15 protein-coding genes are annotated in these 15,273 nt (G+C 69.9%); 2 read left to right on the forward strand and 13 right to left on the reverse strand.

Translation table 11 applies throughout. The features are described 5' to 3' along the window. Positions 1 to 74: 74 nt before the first annotated feature. From purE to ACIBH4_RS08010, 3 genes are all read right to left on the reverse strand, one after another. Positions 75 to 578 carry a 5-(carboxyamino)imidazole ribonucleotide mutase gene (gene purE / locus ACIBH4_RS08000; RefSeq protein ID WP_350946425.1) on the reverse strand — a complete coding sequence of 168 codons (504 nt, stop codon included), beginning with the start codon at positions 576 to 578 and terminating at the stop codon, positions 75 to 77. A gap of 251 nt (positions 579 to 829) precedes the next feature. Then, positions 830 to 1,915 carry a 5-(carboxyamino)imidazole ribonucleotide synthase gene (locus tag ACIBH4_RS08005; protein WP_399171866.1) on the reverse strand — a complete coding sequence of 362 codons (1,086 nt, stop codon included), beginning with the start codon at positions 1,913 to 1,915 and terminating at the stop codon, positions 830 to 832. Positions 1,916 to 2,235: 320 nt separating this feature from the next. After that, positions 2,236 to 3,183, reverse strand: coding sequence for a hypothetical protein (locus tag ACIBH4_RS08010; RefSeq protein ID WP_362763196.1), 948 nt, complete (start codon positions 3,181 to 3,183; stop codon positions 2,236 to 2,238). Between the two features lie 294 nt (positions 3,184 to 3,477). Between ACIBH4_RS08010 and ACIBH4_RS08015 the strand changes: the two genes are divergently transcribed. Then, complete coding sequence (locus ACIBH4_RS08015) at positions 3,478 to 4,056, forward strand: GtrA family protein (protein ID WP_362502453.1); 579 nt, start codon at positions 3,478 to 3,480, stop codon at positions 4,054 to 4,056. Positions 4,057 to 4,186: 130 nt separating this feature from the next. Here the strand turns inward: ACIBH4_RS08015 and ACIBH4_RS08020 are convergent, their stop codons facing one another. The 9 genes from ACIBH4_RS08020 to ACIBH4_RS08060 form a co-directional block, all read right to left on the reverse strand. Continuing rightward, positions 4,187 to 5,464: an ATP-binding protein gene (locus tag ACIBH4_RS08020; protein ID WP_362502456.1), complete on the reverse strand. Its 1,278-nt coding sequence runs from the start codon at positions 5,462 to 5,464 to the stop codon at positions 4,187 to 4,189. Between the two features lie 3 nt (positions 5,465 to 5,467). Further along, positions 5,468 to 6,136, reverse strand: a complete 669-nt coding sequence (locus ACIBH4_RS08025) for a response regulator transcription factor (RefSeq protein WP_012888073.1) — start codon at positions 6,134 to 6,136, stop codon at positions 5,468 to 5,470. Positions 6,137 to 6,386: 250 nt separating this feature from the next. Beyond that, positions 6,387 to 6,869: a bacterioferritin gene (gene bfr / locus ACIBH4_RS08030; RefSeq protein WP_344747432.1), complete on the reverse strand. Its 483-nt coding sequence runs from the start codon at positions 6,867 to 6,869 to the stop codon at positions 6,387 to 6,389. Between the two features lie 15 nt (positions 6,870 to 6,884). Next, positions 6,885 to 7,106 carry a (2Fe-2S)-binding protein gene (locus ACIBH4_RS08035; RefSeq protein WP_362502459.1) on the reverse strand — a complete coding sequence of 74 codons (222 nt, stop codon included), beginning with the start codon at positions 7,104 to 7,106 and terminating at the stop codon, positions 6,885 to 6,887. Positions 7,107 to 7,386: 280 nt separating this feature from the next. Then, positions 7,387 to 8,004, reverse strand: a complete 618-nt coding sequence (locus tag ACIBH4_RS08040; RefSeq protein WP_362502462.1) for an MBL fold metallo-hydrolase — start codon at positions 8,002 to 8,004, stop codon at positions 7,387 to 7,389. Beyond that, on the reverse strand, positions 8,001 to 9,086 hold the full coding sequence (locus ACIBH4_RS08045) for an S-(hydroxymethyl)mycothiol dehydrogenase (protein WP_362503908.1): 1,086 nt from the start codon (positions 9,084 to 9,086) through the stop codon (positions 8,001 to 8,003). Before ACIBH4_RS08045 ends, ACIBH4_RS08040 begins: the two co-directional genes overlap by 4 nt. Before the next feature lie 76 nt (positions 9,087 to 9,162). After that, a complete protein-coding gene (locus ACIBH4_RS08050; protein ID WP_399171869.1) occupies positions 9,163 to 10,173 on the reverse strand; it encodes an adenylate/guanylate cyclase domain-containing protein in 1,011 nt (336 codons plus the stop codon). A 57-nt stretch (positions 10,174 to 10,230) separates the two neighbouring features. After that, entirely contained in the window at positions 10,231 to 10,746 is a 516-nt protein-coding gene (locus ACIBH4_RS08055) for a PH domain-containing protein (protein WP_362502468.1), read from the reverse strand. Positions 10,747 to 10,779: 33 nt separating this feature from the next. Then, positions 10,780 to 11,604 (reverse strand): biotin--[acetyl-CoA-carboxylase] ligase, encoded by an 825-nt coding sequence (locus ACIBH4_RS08060; protein WP_362502471.1) that lies wholly within the window; start codon positions 11,602 to 11,604, stop codon positions 10,780 to 10,782. Between the two features lie 154 nt (positions 11,605 to 11,758). On the opposite strand from ACIBH4_RS08060, the gene fdhD reads away from it, so the two are divergent. Further along, positions 11,759 to 12,616, forward strand: coding sequence for a formate dehydrogenase accessory sulfurtransferase FdhD (gene fdhD / locus ACIBH4_RS08065; RefSeq protein WP_362502473.1), 858 nt, complete (start codon positions 11,759 to 11,761; stop codon positions 12,614 to 12,616). 15 nt (positions 12,617 to 12,631) lie between these two features. Here fdhD and ACIBH4_RS08070 read toward each other — a convergent pair whose 3' ends face one another. After that, positions 12,632 to 15,268: a phosphoenolpyruvate carboxylase gene (locus ACIBH4_RS08070; RefSeq protein WP_362502476.1), complete on the reverse strand. Its 2,637-nt coding sequence runs from the start codon at positions 15,266 to 15,268 to the stop codon at positions 12,632 to 12,634. Between the last annotated feature and the right edge of the window lie 5 nt (positions 15,269 to 15,273).

Here is a 15,273-nt window from a genome sequence, read left to right on the forward strand (position 1 = left end):
TGGAGATCTACTCCTTCCCTCCGAGTCATCGCATATCCGTATTGTTGTCAAGCTATTGGCCATAAGCGGCCATATCAGGCGCCGAGCTGGGCGGCTTCGGCGCGAAGCTTCGCGCCCTTGGCATGGGCTTGGTCCTTGAGAGCGACCTGGAACGCCTCCATCTTCGCCCGCAACCCCTCGTCGGCGGCGGCGAGGATCCGTACGGCCAGCAGACCCGCGTTGCGGGCACCCCCGACGGCGACCGTCGCGACCGGGACCCCGGCGGGCATCTGGACGATCGAGAGCAGGGAGTCCATGCCGTCGAGATACTTCAGCGGGACGGGGACGCCGATCACCGGCAGGGGGGTCACCGAGGCGAGCATGCCCGGCAGGTGGGCGGCTCCCCCGGCACCCGCGATGATCACCTTCAGACCGCGCCCGGCCGCTTCCGCGCCGTACGCGATCATCTCCTCGGGCATGCGGTGCGCGGAGACCACGTCGGCCTCGAACGCCACCCCGAACTCGGCGAGCGCCTCGGCGGCGAGTCTCATCACCGGCCAGTCGGAGTCGCTGCCCATGACGATGCCGACGGTGGTCATGCTTTCTCCCTATGCCTCGTCGCGACCGGCCGGCCGCGCGTTCGCGTTGGTGTCCTGCCCCGCCCGGGGGCAGCGGTCTTCTGTGCCGCCGGAGCCTTCACCCGCCCGGGTCTTCCGGCGTTCGGGACCTCGGTGGTGCCGGGGTGTTCTGCCGGCACGGTCACCGACGACCTCCGACGACCTCCGACGACTCCCGACGACTCCCGACGACTCCCGACGACTCCCGACGACGAGGTGTCCCGGAAGCGAGCTCAGGTGTATCTTCCCTCGGCGAGGTAGACGGCGGCGTGCCTGGCACGCGCCCGGACCTCGTCAAGGTCGGTTCCCATGGCGGTGACGTGGCCGATCTTGCGCCCCGGCCGCACCTCCTTGCCGTAGAAGTGGACCTTGATCCCCGGGTCGTGGGCCATCACGTGCTCGTACCGGGAGAAGATGTCGGGGTCGTCGCCGCCCAGGAGGTTCGCCATCACCACCACGGGGGCGGTCGGCGCGGGCGACCCGAGCGGGAGATCAAGGACCGCGCGCAGGTGCTGCTCGTACTGGGAGGTGCGGGCCCCGTCGATCGTCCAGTGGCCGCTGTTGTGCGGGCGCATCGCCAGCTCGTTCACCACCAGCCCGGAGGGGGTGGCGAACATCTCCACGGCGAGCAGCCCGGTCACGCCCAGTTCCTTGGCGATGGTCAGGGCGATCCGCTGGGCCACCGCGGCCCACTCGGGGTCGAGGCCGGGAGCCGGGGCGAGCACCTCGACGCAGATGCCGTCGCGCTGGACGGTCTCCACCACCGGATAGCTGACCCCCTGCCCGTGCGGCGACCTGGCGACCAGCACGGCGAGCTCCCGCTCGAACGGTACGAACCCCTCGGCCATCAGCGGTACGCCGGAGGCGAGAACCTCGGTCGCCTCGCCCGCGGAGTGGCAGACCCAGACACCGCGCCCGTCGTAGCCGCCCCTGACCGCCTTGAGCACGACCGGCCAGCCGTTCTCCGCGGCGAACTCCTCGACGTCGGCGACCGTCTCGACCCGCCGCCACGGCGGACAGGGGACGCCGATCGCGGTCAGCCGCTCGCGCATCACGGCCTTGTCCTGGGCGTGGACGAGCGCCTCCGCGCCGGGATGCACGGCGAAGCCGTCCTCGGCCAGGGCGCGGACGTGCTCGGTGGGCACGTGCTCGTGGTCGAACGTGACCGCGTCACACCCCTTGGCGAGATCGCGCAGGTCCGCCAGCGACCGGTAGTCGCCCAGGCGCACGTCGGCGATCACGCGGGCGGCGCTCTCGTCGGGCGAGTTGGCCAGGACCCGCAGCTCGATGCCGAGGGCGATCGCCGCCTGCTGCGTCATCCGGGCCAGCTGGCCCGCTCCGATCACGCCGACGACGGGTCCGATGGGACTGGCCAAAGAAGGGCTGCTCACAGCGGTTAAGTTTACCGTCGCGCGGTACGCGGCCAGGCGTGGGGCGGATGGCAGATGGTCGGAGGGTGGTTGGCGGGTGGCCGACGGGCGCCGGGCGGGCGCCGTGACGGGGGCCGGGAAGGTCGTCCGCGGGCACTCGCCCTTCGGTGAAGGGCGCTTTCCGCTCGGTGAAGGGCGCTCCCCGCCCACGGCACTCATCCACCGCGAGATGACCCGGCACAGGGCGAGGCGACCGGCCGCGACCGAGGTCAGTCCGCCGTGAGGGTGGCGAGGCCGCGGCGCAGGCCGGTGGTGGCGAGTTTGGAACCCTTGCCCATGATCTCGGTGGCGACGAGCACGACCTCGGTCCCGGTCAGCCTGGCGGTTCTGGTCCTGCCGGTGAAACCGCGCAGGTCGGCCTTGCCGTAGAGGGGACGGGCCAGGGCGGAGCGACCCTCACGGGCCCTCTGCCGGTATTCGATCTCCAGGGCGTGGATGACCAGGGCGCCGCCGCCGGGCAGCAGCAGCGCGCGCTGGGGGCCGACGAGCAGGCGGACCTCGGTGGTGAGGCGGTCGGGCCTCACGCTCGGCGGGCGCCTGACCAGATCACCGAAGAGATCACGGGCCGGGTCGCCCCTGGGGAAGGTCACCCCGCTCACCCCCGCCGGGTCGGTCAGGTAGGCCAGGTAGCGCTGTGGCACAAGGCGGGCCTTCACCCCCACCGACGGGTCGTCGGCGGGCACCGCGCCCTCGGTCGGCTCGCGGACCTCGCCTCTGATCGGGATGGGCCCGGCGCCGAGCCGCCACTCACCGTCCTCCTGGACGAAGAGGAAGTAGGCCGGGTCGGGCTCGCGGGCCAGGGCGACGAACCAGCGGTCCTCTCCGGCGACGCCGGGCAGGTAGAACTCCGCCTCGCCGTAGGACTTTCTGACGGGAGCTGGGCGGCCGTTCCGGGTCGCCTCACAGGCACGACCGCCCAGCGCTCTCTCCGCCCAGGTGGTGAGCCTCTCGACCGTCGCGCAGTCCTTGTCGCGCCAGGCGTCGTCGAGCCTGCTCAGCAGCGCGATGGCGTCGGTCGCCTCGCTGAGCTCCACCTCGGTGGACGCCTCGCGCGACGGACCGCCGATCTCGGGGGTGGTGACCCGCGTCTCGCTCCCCGCGCCGCAGGCGGTCGTCATCGACAGGCCCAGGATCAAGGCGAGGAGTCGGCGGCGCAAGGGTGGATCCCCGGGGTAGTGGCCGTCGCGTACGGCAGTCCGTCTGGACCGACCACGGGAGGCGGAGATGCCGAGGGCTTCCCATGATCTACGGGGTCAGCGTAACGTCACTGTCCTCATTTATCCCGTGTTATGAGACATTTGTTGAAAAGGCACTTGTTGACGGGTATCTACACCGACGAGTCAACCTCGCGCGGATCACGCCTCCTCACCGGTAACCTGACCCGAAGAGTGTTCGAGATCCTCCGACGCGGCGGATCAGCGGCCGACCCCCGAAAGGACCGTGCAGGAAACGTGGAGTTTCTCCGACACGCCTACCGGCGGCTCGCCGACCTGGCGCGCGAGCTGGCGAAGTTCGGGACGATCGGCGCGATCGCCTTCGTGGTCGACACCGGCGGCACCAACCTGCTCAGGTTCGGTCTCGGCTGGGGACCGCTCACCTCCAAGGTGATCGCCACGATCGTCGCGGCGACCCTGGCCTACGCGGGAAACCGCTACTGGACGTTCAGGCACCGCGAGCAGAGCGGCCTCGCCCGCGAATACTTCCTGTTCTTCGTCCTCAACGGCATCGGCCTGCTGATCTCGCTGCTGGTGATCGGCTTCGTGACCTACACCCTGGGCCTGCAGGACGTGCTGAGTTACAACATCGCCCTGCTCACCGGCACCGCCCTCGGGACCCTGTTCAGGTTCTGGTCGTACAAGAAGTGGGTCTTCCTGCCGATCTCGCCGCCCGTGGGGCAGGCGGAGCCCGTCCCAGGCACGCCGCCCAACCGGTCGGCGGCACCGAGCAGCCAGGTCAACGGCCACATGTATCTCCTGGGCAAGTCGGCGGAAGAAAACACGCCGCCCTCCGCCCCGCGCCAGTCTGGCTGATCCGCGCGTTCCGTCGATCCGGAGTGATCGTCCGCCGTACCGGATCGGGCGGCCACGAGGTGGCACATGTGGAAACGAGTCCTGCCCCGACCGGGACACACCGGGACCGGGACGCACCGGCCGGCCGCGCTCAGGCGGGTCCGCGGACGACGCGGTTCCTGCCGGTGTCGCCCACCTGACGCAGGAAGAGCGCGAACGTCGCGGGGCGCGCTTTTACGAGTTCCAGACGTCCACCGTCCGCCGCGGCCTGTGCCCTGGCGAGGGGCAGGCCGAGCCCCGTGCCGCCGCTTCCGCTCACGTTCCGCTCGAAGACCCGCGGAACCAGGTCGTCGGTGATGCCCCTGCCCTCGTCGGCCACCTCGATCACGATGGACCTCTCCTTGGTGCAGGTGGTCACGGTCACCGTGCCGTCTCCGTGCTTCAACGAGTTCTCCAGCAGGGTGGAGATCACCTGGCCGATGCCGCCACCGGTGCCCAGCGCCTGGAGCCCGCGCGCACCGGTCAGGCTCAGCCGCCGCCCGGCCCTGCGAAACGCAGGGCCCCACTCGATGAACTGCTGGTCGAGCAGCGTGTCGAGCTCGACGACCTCGGACTGTGCCTGACGCTGCCTTCTGGCGGTGGCCAGCAGCTCGTCGATCACGGCGGTGAGCCGCTCGGCCTGCACGATCGCGGCCTCGCCCTCCTCCTTGACGATGCCCGGCTCGTCGGCGGCGGCGACGATCTCCTCAAGTCTCATGGTCAGGCCGGTGAGCGGGGTGCGCAGCTGGTGGGAGGCGTCGGTGGCGAACTCCCGCTCCCTGGACAGGAGGTCGGAGATGCGGGTCGCGCTGCGGTCGAGCACCTCGGCCACCCGGTCGAGCTCCTGGATGCCGTAGCGGTGCTTGCTCGGTCTGGCGTCGCCGGAACCGAGCCGCTCAGCGATCATCGCAAGGTCGCTGAGCGGTAAGCTCAGGCGGCGCGACTGCACTATGGCGAGCCCCACCGCGACCGCGAGGGCAGCCGCGGCGAGTCCCAGGATGAGGAACAACCACGCGCGAACCTCGCGCTCCACTCCCGTCCTGTCCCGGCTGACCGCGACGTACACGCCGTTCTCCGACTGCGCGTCCTCGGTCATCTTCTGGTTCTCGGGGGGCTCGGTGCCCACCGTTATCACCTGGGGCGGCGTCCCTTTCGCGTAAATCTGAATGTAGAGATCGGAATACTTGCGTTGCAGCTGGTGCTCGTCGACGGGCTGATCCTGGATCCGGGCGTACTCGACCTCCCCCAGCAGGCTTTTGGCGTGCGAGGAGAGCTCCTGGGTCGCCTCCTCCTCGATGAGCCGGTGGACCGCCACACCGAGGGGGATGCCGAGCAGCAACACCCCGATGACCGCGACGAGGAGGGTTGAGGAGAGCAGGCGGCGACGCATCCCCTACTCGCGCTCGAACCTGAAGCCGACTCCTCGAACGGTCGTGATGTATCGGGGCTTGGCGGCGTCGTCACCGAGTTTCCGGCGGAGCCACGAGATGTGCATGTCCAGGGTCTTGGTCGAACCCCACCAGTTGGTGTCCCACACCTCGCGCATGATCTGCTCGCGGGTGACCACCTTTCCCGCGTCCCGGACCAGGACCCTCAGCAGATCGAACTCCTTGGTGGTCAGATGCAGCTCCTTGTCTCCCATCCACGCGCGACGTGAGTCGGCGTCGATGCGCACGCCCTGGACCACGGGCGTCTCGGACGTGCCGCGCCGCAGGAGCGCGCGGACGCGCGCCAGCAGCTCGGCGAGGCGGAAAGGCTTGGTGACATAGTCGTCGGCCCCGGCGTCGAGGCCCACCACCGTGTCGACCTCGTCGACACGGGCCGTGAGGATCAGCACGGGAGTTCCGTGGCCCTCGGCGCGAATGCGCCGGGCCACCTCCAGTCCGTCCATCTCGGGCAGACCCAGATCGAGAACGATCAGGTCTATGCCACCCGACAGAGCCCGCTCCAGAGCCTGCGGGCCATCAGGGCTCACCTCTACTTGATAACCCTCGCGGCGCAGGGCTCGCGCCAGTGGCTCGGAAATCGAGGTGTCATCCTCGGCGAGTAGTACACAGGTCATGTTGCGATCGTAGGACCTTAGGGGATCGTTTCCCGGGTACAGCGCGCGGTTTGACTCGTCGTTGACCTATCCATTGACCTGGGCAAACACTGATAAATCCCGGATAGTCATCCCGCAACGGCCGAGGGCTACGGAGTAGGTCTCCCGCATTGGAAGTGCCTGGAAAGCACAGCACCCCAAAAGGGCGAGGCGACAAAACAGAACACGCCCACCAGAGGGGATCTGGTGGGCGTGTTCATGCTTTATTACTTCAAGACGCCGAGGGCGGCTCTGCGTAGCGGGCGAGATAGAGCTGCTCCCCGAGGCTCCCGATGAGACCCAGCTCGGTCTCCAGGTAGTCGATGTGGCGCTCCTCGTCCTCCAGGATCTCCTCGAAGAGCCGGGCCGAGGTGGCGTCACCCTTCTCACGCATCAGGATGATGGCGGGCTTCAGCCGGGTGACGACCTCAAGCTCGACGTCCAGGTCCGCGCGGAGCTGCTCGGCGACGGTCTGGCCGATGTGGAGGGTGCCCAGCTTCTGGTAGTTGGGCAGTCCTTCAAGGAAGAGGATGCGGTCGGTGAGCTTCTCCGCGTGGCGCATCTCGTCGATGGACTCTTCGCGGGTGTATTTGGCCAACCGGGTATACCCCCAGTTCTCCTGCATCTTGGCGTGCAGGAAGTACTGGTTGATCGCGGTCAGCTCCGCGGTCAGCTGCTCGTTGAGCAGTTCGATGATTTTCTTGTCGCCCTGCATGGCGGGCTCCTCGTGCTATGCGGTCGGCATCAAATCTTCAGACCGCTTCAGGATCGCACAGATTTTTCGCACGCAAGAAGCACAGTCGCCGCCGGCGCCCGTGGCATCGCGGATCTGGCGCGCGCTTCTGGCCCCTGCCGAGATGCAGTCGTGCACCTCGTTCTCGGTGACCGCACGGCAGAGGCATACGTACACGGGGGTGCGACCTTTCTGGAGGCTACCATAGGTTAGGCACACCTAAACTAGCTCATTTGGTAAGCCTTGCCTATGTGAACTAGGGCACACGACCTTAATCTCTCTGTCATCGGTCCGAAGTTCCCACCCGGGCGGCAACCGGTCGACGTGCGGGAAACCTCGCGACAGCAGGGCCGTCTTGCGGGTGAGCACGCGAAAAGGTCCACCGGAAACCCGGGTAGGGGACCCGTGGACACGCCACCGGGGCGAGGGAGCCGGAAACGCGAACGCGCCCCGGCGAAGACCGGGACGCGTGAGCGGATCGAGTGCGGAAAGGCGCGGGTCAGTGGCCCCTGGCGAGCCATTCCTCCAGGTGCCCCGCCTCCGCGCCGATGGAGGTGGACTCACCGTGACCGGTGTGCACGGCCGTCTCCGGCGGCAGGGTGAGCAGCTTCTCCCTGATCGACTCGATGATCGTGTCGAAGGAGGAGAAGGATCTCCCCGTCGCACCGGGCCCCCCGTTGAACAGGGTGTCGCCGGTGAAGACCGCGCCGATCTCCGCCCCGTACAGGCAGACCGCGCCGGGAGCGTGGCCGGGCGTGTGCAGCACGGTCAGCTCGATTCCGCCGGCCGAGAGCACCTGCCCGTCCTTGAGCGGGGTGTACGGCAGGTCGGTGTAGACCATCTCCCACAGCACCTGGTCGGCCGGGTGAAGCAGGATCGGCGCGCCCGTCCGCTCGGCGAGGTCGGCCGCCGCGTCGATGTGGTCGTTGTGCGCGTGGGTGCAGACGATGGCCTTGACCTCGCGGCCACCGACCCTCTCGGCGATCGCGGCGGCGTCGTGGGCTGCGTCGACGATCAGCACCTCGCTCGCCGAGCCGACGATCCAGACGTTGTTGTCGACGTCCCAGGTCCCGCCGTCCAGTGAGAACGTTCCCGAGGTGACGACCTTGTCGATCACAGGATCACCACCGAGCGCAGGACCTCGCCGCGGTGCATCTTCGCGAAGGCGTCCTCGATGTCGCCGAGGCCGATCGTCTCGGAGACGAAGCGGTCGAGGTCGAGCCGCCCCTGGAGGTAGAGGTCGATGAGCATGGGGAAGTCGCGGCTGGGCAGGCAGTCGCCGTACCAGGAGGACTTCAGCGCGCCGCCCCTGCCGAAGACGTCGAGCAGCGGCAGCTCCAGCGTCATGTCCGGGGTGGGCACCCCGACCAGGACGACGGTCCCGGCCAGGTCGCGGGCGTAGAAGGCCTGCCGGTACGTCTCCGGGCGGCCGACCGCCTCGATGACGACGTCCGCGCCGTTGCCGCCGGTGAGCTCCTTGACCGTCTCGACCACGTCGGAGGTGCGGGAGTTGACCGTGTGGGTGGCGCCGAACTCCTTGGCCCAGGCGAGTTTGCGGTCGTCCACGTCCACCGCGATGATCTTCGAGGCGCCCGCCAGGCCGGCGCCGAGAACGGCCGCGTCGCCGACGCCGCCGCATCCGATGACCGCCACGCTGTCACCGCGGGTCACGCCGCCGGTGTTGATCGCCGCGCCGATGCCCGCCATCACGCCACAGCCCAGCAGTCCGGCCACCTGCGCCGGTGCCGACGGATCGACCTTGGTGCACTGCCCGGCCGCGACCAGGGTCTTCTCGATGAAGGCGCCGATGCCCAGGGCCGGGCTGAGCGGCGTGCCGTCCTCCAGGGTCATCTTCTGGGTGGCGTTGTGGGTGTTGAAGCAGTACCAGGGACGGCCTCGCAGACAGGAGCGGCACTCGCCGCAGACGGCCCGCCAGTTCAGGATCACGAAGTCACCGGGGGCCACTTCGGTGACGCCCTCGCCGACGGCCTCGACCACTCCCGCGGCCTCGTGGCCGAGCAGGAACGGGAACTCGTCGTTGATGCCGCCCTCGCGGTAGTGCAGGTCCGTGTGGCAGACACCACAGGCCTGGACCGTCACCACGGCCTCGCCAGGGCCGGGATCCGGCACGATAACGGTCTCCAGCGAGACGGGCTCGCCCTTGCCACGCGCGACCACGCCTTGCACGGTGTACGGCATGTCCTGCACCTCATCTGTCATGGTTTCGACCTTCACGGGCCCGCTTACCGATTGAACGGACTTGGGCACCCGGCACTCAATGATTACCAGCCCGGCGCAACACGTAGGGCTGCACCACCCCCAGGCCACGGGCCGGCCGCTGGCGGATGCGGCCGATCTCGACACCGGGCGCGCCCTTCAGCGCCTCGGCCAGCCTGTCGTCGACGACGACCGTGCCGGGGCGGGCGATGGCCGTGAGCCTGGCCGCCAGGTTGACCGTCGTACCGAAGACGTCGCCCATGATCGGCAGTACCGGACCGTACGCGAGCCCGATCCGCACCTCGGGCCCGTATCTGCGGATCGCGCCGACCAGGTCCAGGGCGATCATCGCGGCCTTCCTCGGGTCGGCCGCCGTGAAGAACACCTCGTCCCCGAGCGTTTTGACCATCCGTCCCCCGTGCTCGGCGACCACGTCCGAGGCCCGCGACTCGAAGCCCTCGACCAGCTCGGCCAAGCCCCGCTCGTCCAGCTCGCGCGAGACCCGGGTGAAGGAGACCAGGTCGGCGAAGCCCACCGCGAGGGTGAGCCTGTCCGGCACGATCTCGTCGGTGATGTCGGCGAGCGTGAGCAGGCGGGTCCCCGCGGCGGCGAGCTGGGCGCGCCAGATGTGGACCAGTATCTGCTCGAAGTCGGGGAGCAGCCGGCGCGAGGTCTCCATGACCGCGGCCAGGTCCTCGTCGGTGGGGCGGCGGCCCGGGTCGAGCATGGCGCCGATCATGATCTCGGCCTGCCACTGCGCGAGCCTCGCCGTCGTCTGGCCGAGCGCCCTCGCCATCCGGATGACGGTCTGGTCGTCCAGCAGGTCGCCCTCCATCATCGCCCGGACCCGCTCCAACACGGCCACGTCCGCGTCGGTGAAGGCCACGGCGTCGTCCGGGAGCGTGGCGAACCCCAGCGCGCGCCAGATCCGCTCGGTGAGCTCCTGAGGCACCCGGGCGAGGCTCGCCACCTGGATCCGGGTGTGGCGAGGAGACGCGCCGACGAAGAGGCGCTCGATCTGCTCGGCCGTCGGACGTCCGGCGTGGTGCTCGGCCGCCGGACGTCCGATGGGGACCTCCGTCTCCTCCCCGGCCTTTCCCTGGTCCGGGAGGTCACGCCCCACGGGTCACCGTCCGGGTTCCGACGGCTCCCCGTCGAGCGCGTCGTCGAGCGCGCGGAACAGCTCGGCCCGGACCTCCTGGATGCGGGGAATGTCCCGCAGCGTGATCCGGCCCTGCTCGCTCGCCGACTCGACGACCAGCGTGCCGCAGCCCAGGAGCCTCTCCATGAAGGTCTGGTCGGCGCTGACCGTGTTCACCTTGACCATCGGGATGTCGTCGATGGACTTGTTCAGCACCCCCGTACTGATGGTGAACCGGTGCGAGGTGAGGATGTAGACGGCGTTCTTCCAGCGCAGGTACGGAATGAACGACCACACCGTCAGCAGGCCGACGGCGATCACCGCCACCGCGACGCGCGCGTAGAGCCGATACTCGAAGTCGGGCATGAAGTAAAGGGCGGCACCGGACCCCACGCTGATCAGGATCAGCATGAGGAACGGGCCGGTGAGTCGCTTCCAGTGAGGATGGAACGACTTGATCCGTCGCTCCCCCTCCGTCATGTGGTGATCGGGCAAACCCATGGGGCAAATCGTGACACGTGTGCATGCCCTGCGTCACGAGGTGTGAGGCCGAACATGCACGACGTCACCCGCGCTGAGCGTGTGCTCCTCCCCCTTGGAGCTGACGAGCAGGTGCCCGGCACGGTCGACGCCGGTGGCGGTGCCGGTCAGCACCCGCTCGCCCGGCAGTTCCACCCTCACCTCCCGCCCGACAGTGGCGCTGACCGCGAGATAGGCGGCCCGCAGGCCGCACGCCTCGACGTCGCCGTCCGCCTCCGACCACTCGCGGTAGTGGGTCTCGATCTCCCGCAGCACCGCGCGCAGGATCGGGTCGCGGTCGGCGCAGGCGGCCTTCTCGATGACCAGGGAGGTGGCGGTCTCCACCGGCAGCTCCTCCGGGCGCACGCTCACGTTGAGGCCGACCCCCACGATCACCGCGCTGTCGATCCGCTCGGCGAGCACCCCGGCGAGCTTGCGTTCGCCGATCAGCAGGTCGTTGGGCCACTTGAGGCGTACGTCGATCTCGGCGACCTTCCGGACGGCCGACGCGACCGCCAGGCCGACGAGCAGGGGCAGCCACCCCTGTGTGGACATGGGCGGGTCGGGCCGCAGGAGCACCGAGAACGTCAGGCCGGAACGCGGCGGAGCGCTCCAGACACGGCCGAGCCTGCCGCGCCCGGCGAACTGGGACTCGGCGACGACGACGGCTCCCTGCCGCGCGCCGTCGCGGACGGCGTGCGCGAGGTCGGCGTTGGTCGATCCGGTCCTGTCGACCACGGTGATGCCGGACCAGAGGCCCCCGGGACGGACCAGGGCGCGGGTGAGCGCCGCCTGAGAGAGCGGCGGGCGGTCAAGATCAGTGAAGGGCGAGTCGAGCACTTAGCCATCTTGCCTCCACTAACGACCCCCTGTTACCGAATTAATCCAATGACCAGGGAATACTGTTACCGAAGTCTGGGTCGGCGGGCAAGGTCAGGCTTTTGACCGAGGCGGGAAACCGTACGGAAGATCGTGATAAAGAGACGATGAACGTATGAGCAGACATCTCAGCGCACCGAGACCGGGGCCCACCACCAGGGCGCGGGTCGGGCAGATGCGGGCGGGGACCCTTCACGAGCGCCGGGACGACCTCGCCACCGAGGAGCCGATGGAGATCCGCATCCAGGCAGGCGAGGAACGTCGCACGGTCGCGATCACCATGCGCACCCCCGGGCACGACTTCGAGCTGGCGGCCGGATTCCTGTACGGCGAGGGGGTCGCGGCACCGGCGGACGTCGCGTCCATCGCCTACTGCACCGACGAGGACGTGCCGCAGGAGGCGCGCTACAACACGGTGACCGTACGGCTGCGCGGCCGCGTGCTGCCCGACCTGCCCTCGCTCGACCGGCACTTCGTGACGTCGAGCGCGTGCGGCGTCTGCGGCACCGCCGGCCTCGACGCCCTGCGCGGCCGCTGCTCGCCGCTGCCCGACCAGGAGGACCTGCTCATCTCCCCCGAGGTCCTGTACGACCTTCCCGACCGGCTGAGAAGCGCCCAGGGGGTCTTCGGCAAGACCGGAGGGCTGCACGCGGCCGGCCTGTTCACCCCCGACGGTGAGCCGCTCGCGGTCCGCGAGGACGTGGGGCGGCACAACGCGCTGGACAAGCTGGTCGGCTGGGCCATGATGAGCGGGAGACTGCCGCTGGGCGGGCACGTGCTCATGGTCAGCGGGCGGACCAGCTACGAGATCATGCAGAAGGCCCTCACGGCGGGCCTGCCGGTCGTCTGCGCGGTCTCCGCGCCGTCCTCCCTCGCCGTCGACCTGGCGAGGGAGTTCGGGATGACGTTGGTCGGCTTCCTGCGCGAGGAGCGCTTCAACGTCTACGCGGGGGCACACCGCATCGGCAGCTGAACCTTCCGCCCGCGCTCAGCCGGTGTTCTGCAGGCCGGCGGCGACGCCGTTGACCGACAGGAGCAGCAGCGTGGACAGGCGCTCGCGCTCGCCCTCCGACAGCCCCTCGTCCGCGCGGAGCGTGGACAGGGCGCGCAACTGCAGGTGGGAGAGCGCGTCCACGTACGGGTCGCGGAGCTGCACCGCGCGGGACAGCACCTTGCGGTCCTCGAGCAGGCGGGTGTGACCGGTGATCTCCAGGACCAGGCGGCGCGTCAGGTCGTACTCGGTCAGGACCTGCTCGACGAAGTCGTCCCTCGCGCCGAGCGCGAGGTAGCGGGCGGCGATGTCGCGGTCGGTCTTGGCGAGCGACATCTCCACGTTGTCCAGCAGCGAGGCGAACAGCGGCCACTCGCGGTAGGCGGCGCGCAGCTCGTCCAGGCCCGCCTCGGAGATCACCGCCTCCAGGCCGCTGCCCAGGCCGTACCAGCCCGGCAGGTTGACCCGGGTCTGTGCCCAGGCGAACACCCACGGGATGGCCCGCAGGTCGTCCAGGGACCGGGGCGCGCCGAGACCTCGCCGGGCCGGGCGGGAACCCAGGCGCAGCGAGCCGATCTCCTCCAGCGGGCTGACCAGGGAGAACCACTCGGGAAAGCCGGGCGCCTCGGTCAGCAGCCGGTACGCCTTCTCCGAGGCGGAGGCGACCCGTTCGGCCACACCGCGGAAGCGCCCCGCCGCCTCGGCCGTACGGGCCTCGATGGACGGGGTGGAGGCGAGCAGCACCGCCGAGGTGACCTGCTCCATGTGGCGGCGGGCGATGGCGTCGTGGCCGTAGCGGGCGAAGATGACCTCGCCCTGCTCGGTGACCTTGAACCTGCCGCCGACCGAGCCGGGGGCCTGCGCGAGCACGGCCCTGTTGGCCGGGCCGCCGCCCCTGCCCAGGGCGCCGCCCCGGCCGTGGAACAGCGTGAGCGGCACGTCGTGCTCGGCCGACCAGGCGGCGAGCTCCTCCTGGGCCTCGTAGAGCTTCAGGGTCGCGGCGGCCGGGCCGAGTTCCTTGGCGGAGTCGGAGTAGCCGAGCATGACCTCCAGGCGCCGCTCCTCGGCGAGCCTGGCCTGTACGGCCGGGATCTGGAGCATCCCCGACAGGACGGCCGGGGCGGCGGCCAGGTCGGCGCCCGACTCGAACAGCGGGACGACGTCGAGCCTGGGTGCCCGGTCGCCCAGCGCGTGCGCGGCCAGCGCGTGGACGGCGGCGATGTCGTCGGCCGAACGGGTGAAGGAGACGACGTAGCGGCGGCAGGCGGTCACCCCGAACCGCTCCTGGATCCAGGCGATCGTGCGGATCGTGGCCAGGACCTCCTCGGTCCGCTCGGAGGTGCGCCCGGCGGCGATGTCCTCCAGCGCGGCGGCGTGGACCTGCGAGTGCTGGCGGACCTCCAGCTCGGCCAGGTGGAAGCCGAAGGTCTCCACCTGCCAGATGAGGTGCTGCAGCTCTCCGTACGCCTGCCGGTTCGCCCCGGCCTCGACCAGCGAGTCCTGGGCCGTGCGCAGGTCGGCGAGCAGCTGCTCGGGCGAGCGGTAGGCCAGGTCGAGGCCGCGCTGGCGGGTGGCCGCGATGCGGGCGGCGACGAACATCAGCCACTGCCGGTGCGGCTCCCTCGGGGAGCGGGTCGCCATCTCCGAGACCACGTCGGGGTGGTCGTTCACGGCGCTCGACAGCGCGGCCCTCAGCCCCGCCGAGGCGGGGGTGTAGTCGGCGGTGAGGGTGAGCGAGCGGCCGATCCTGAGCGTGGCGTTCTCCAGGGCGATCAGCACGTGCTCGGCCTGGATGAGCACGGCGTCCCTGGTCACCTTGGAGGTGACGTTCGGGTTGCCGTCGCGGTCGCCGCCGATCCAGCTGCCGTACCTGATGAAGGCGCGGGCCCGGGGCTTGGCGGTGCCGCCTCCGCCGCCGAGCGCGGCGTCCAGGGCGCGGTAGACCTGCGGGACCACCCGGAAGAGGGTCTCGTCGAAGGCCGCCATCGCGGTGCGCACCTCGTCCAGCGGGTCGAGTTTGGTGGACCTGAGCTGGGCGGTACGCCACAGCAGGTCGATCTCCTCCAGCAGCCGTCGCCGGGTCTCCGCCCGCTCGGCCGCGCCCCTGTCCGAGCTGTTGTAGGCGGCGAGCTGGCCGCTGATGCGCTGGATCGCGGTGACCACGGCGCGCCTGCGGGCCTCGGTGGGGTGCGCGGTCAGCACGGGGTGCAGGCGCAGTCCCTCGACGAGCTCGGCGACCTTGCCGTCGCCGAGCTCCTGCACAGCCTGCGCCAGGGACTCGGGCAGCGGCTCCTCGCCGGTGTCGCGAACCCTGAGCGTGCGGATCCTGAAGTGCTCCTCGGCCAGGTTCGCCAGGTGGAAGTAACAGGTGAACGCGCGGGCGATCTGCACCGCGCGGTCGATCGGCCACTCGGCCACCATCGCGGTGATCTCGTCGACCGACACCTGCTTTCTGCGGGCCCCGATGACGGCCTTACGCAGCCGTTCGACATCGGCGAGCAGGTCATCGCCGCCATGCTCGGCGATGACCTGCCCCAGGAGCTCGCCGAGCAGTCGCACGTCCGCGCGCAGCTCGTCGGGCATCTCGGTGACAGCGGAGGAACGCTCTGCCTGATGGGACACGGTGGCGGGCATGCTCG

The organism is Streptosporangium sp. NPDC050284 (assembly GCF_044459525.1).
In the GTDB taxonomy this organism is placed as follows: domain Bacteria; phylum Actinomycetota; class Actinomycetes; order Streptosporangiales; family Streptosporangiaceae; genus Streptosporangium.

Coding starts and splice junctions, on each gene's coding strand:
- purE (WP_350946425.1), bottom strand. CDS start 578: ATGACCACCGTCGGCATCGTCATGGGCAGCGACTCCGACTGGCCGGTG.
- ACIBH4_RS08005 (WP_399171866.1), bottom strand. CDS start 1,915: ATGACGCAGCAGGCGGCGATCGCCCTCGGCATCGAGCTGCGGGTCCTG.
- ACIBH4_RS08020 (WP_362502456.1), bottom strand. CDS start 5,464: ATGCGTCGCCGCCTGCTCTCCTCAACCCTCCTCGTCGCGGTCATCGGG.
- ACIBH4_RS08025 (WP_012888073.1), bottom strand. CDS start 6,136: ATGACCTGTGTACTACTCGCCGAGGATGACACCTCGATTTCCGAGCCA.
- bfr (WP_344747432.1), bottom strand. CDS start 6,869: ATGCAGGGCGACAAGAAAATCATCGAACTGCTCAACGAGCAGCTGACC.
- ACIBH4_RS08045 (WP_362503908.1), bottom strand. CDS start 9,086: ATGCCGTACACCGTGCAAGGCGTGGTCGCGCGTGGCAAGGGCGAGCCC.
- ACIBH4_RS08055 (WP_362502468.1), bottom strand. CDS start 10,746: ATGGGTTTGCCCGATCACCACATGACGGAGGGGGAGCGACGGATCAAG.
- fdhD (WP_362502473.1), top strand. CDS start 11,759: ATGAGCAGACATCTCAGCGCACCGAGACCGGGGCCCACCACCAGGGCG.
- ACIBH4_RS08070 (WP_362502476.1), bottom strand. CDS start 15,268: ATGCCCGCCACCGTGTCCCATCAGGCAGAGCGTTCCTCCGCTGTCACC.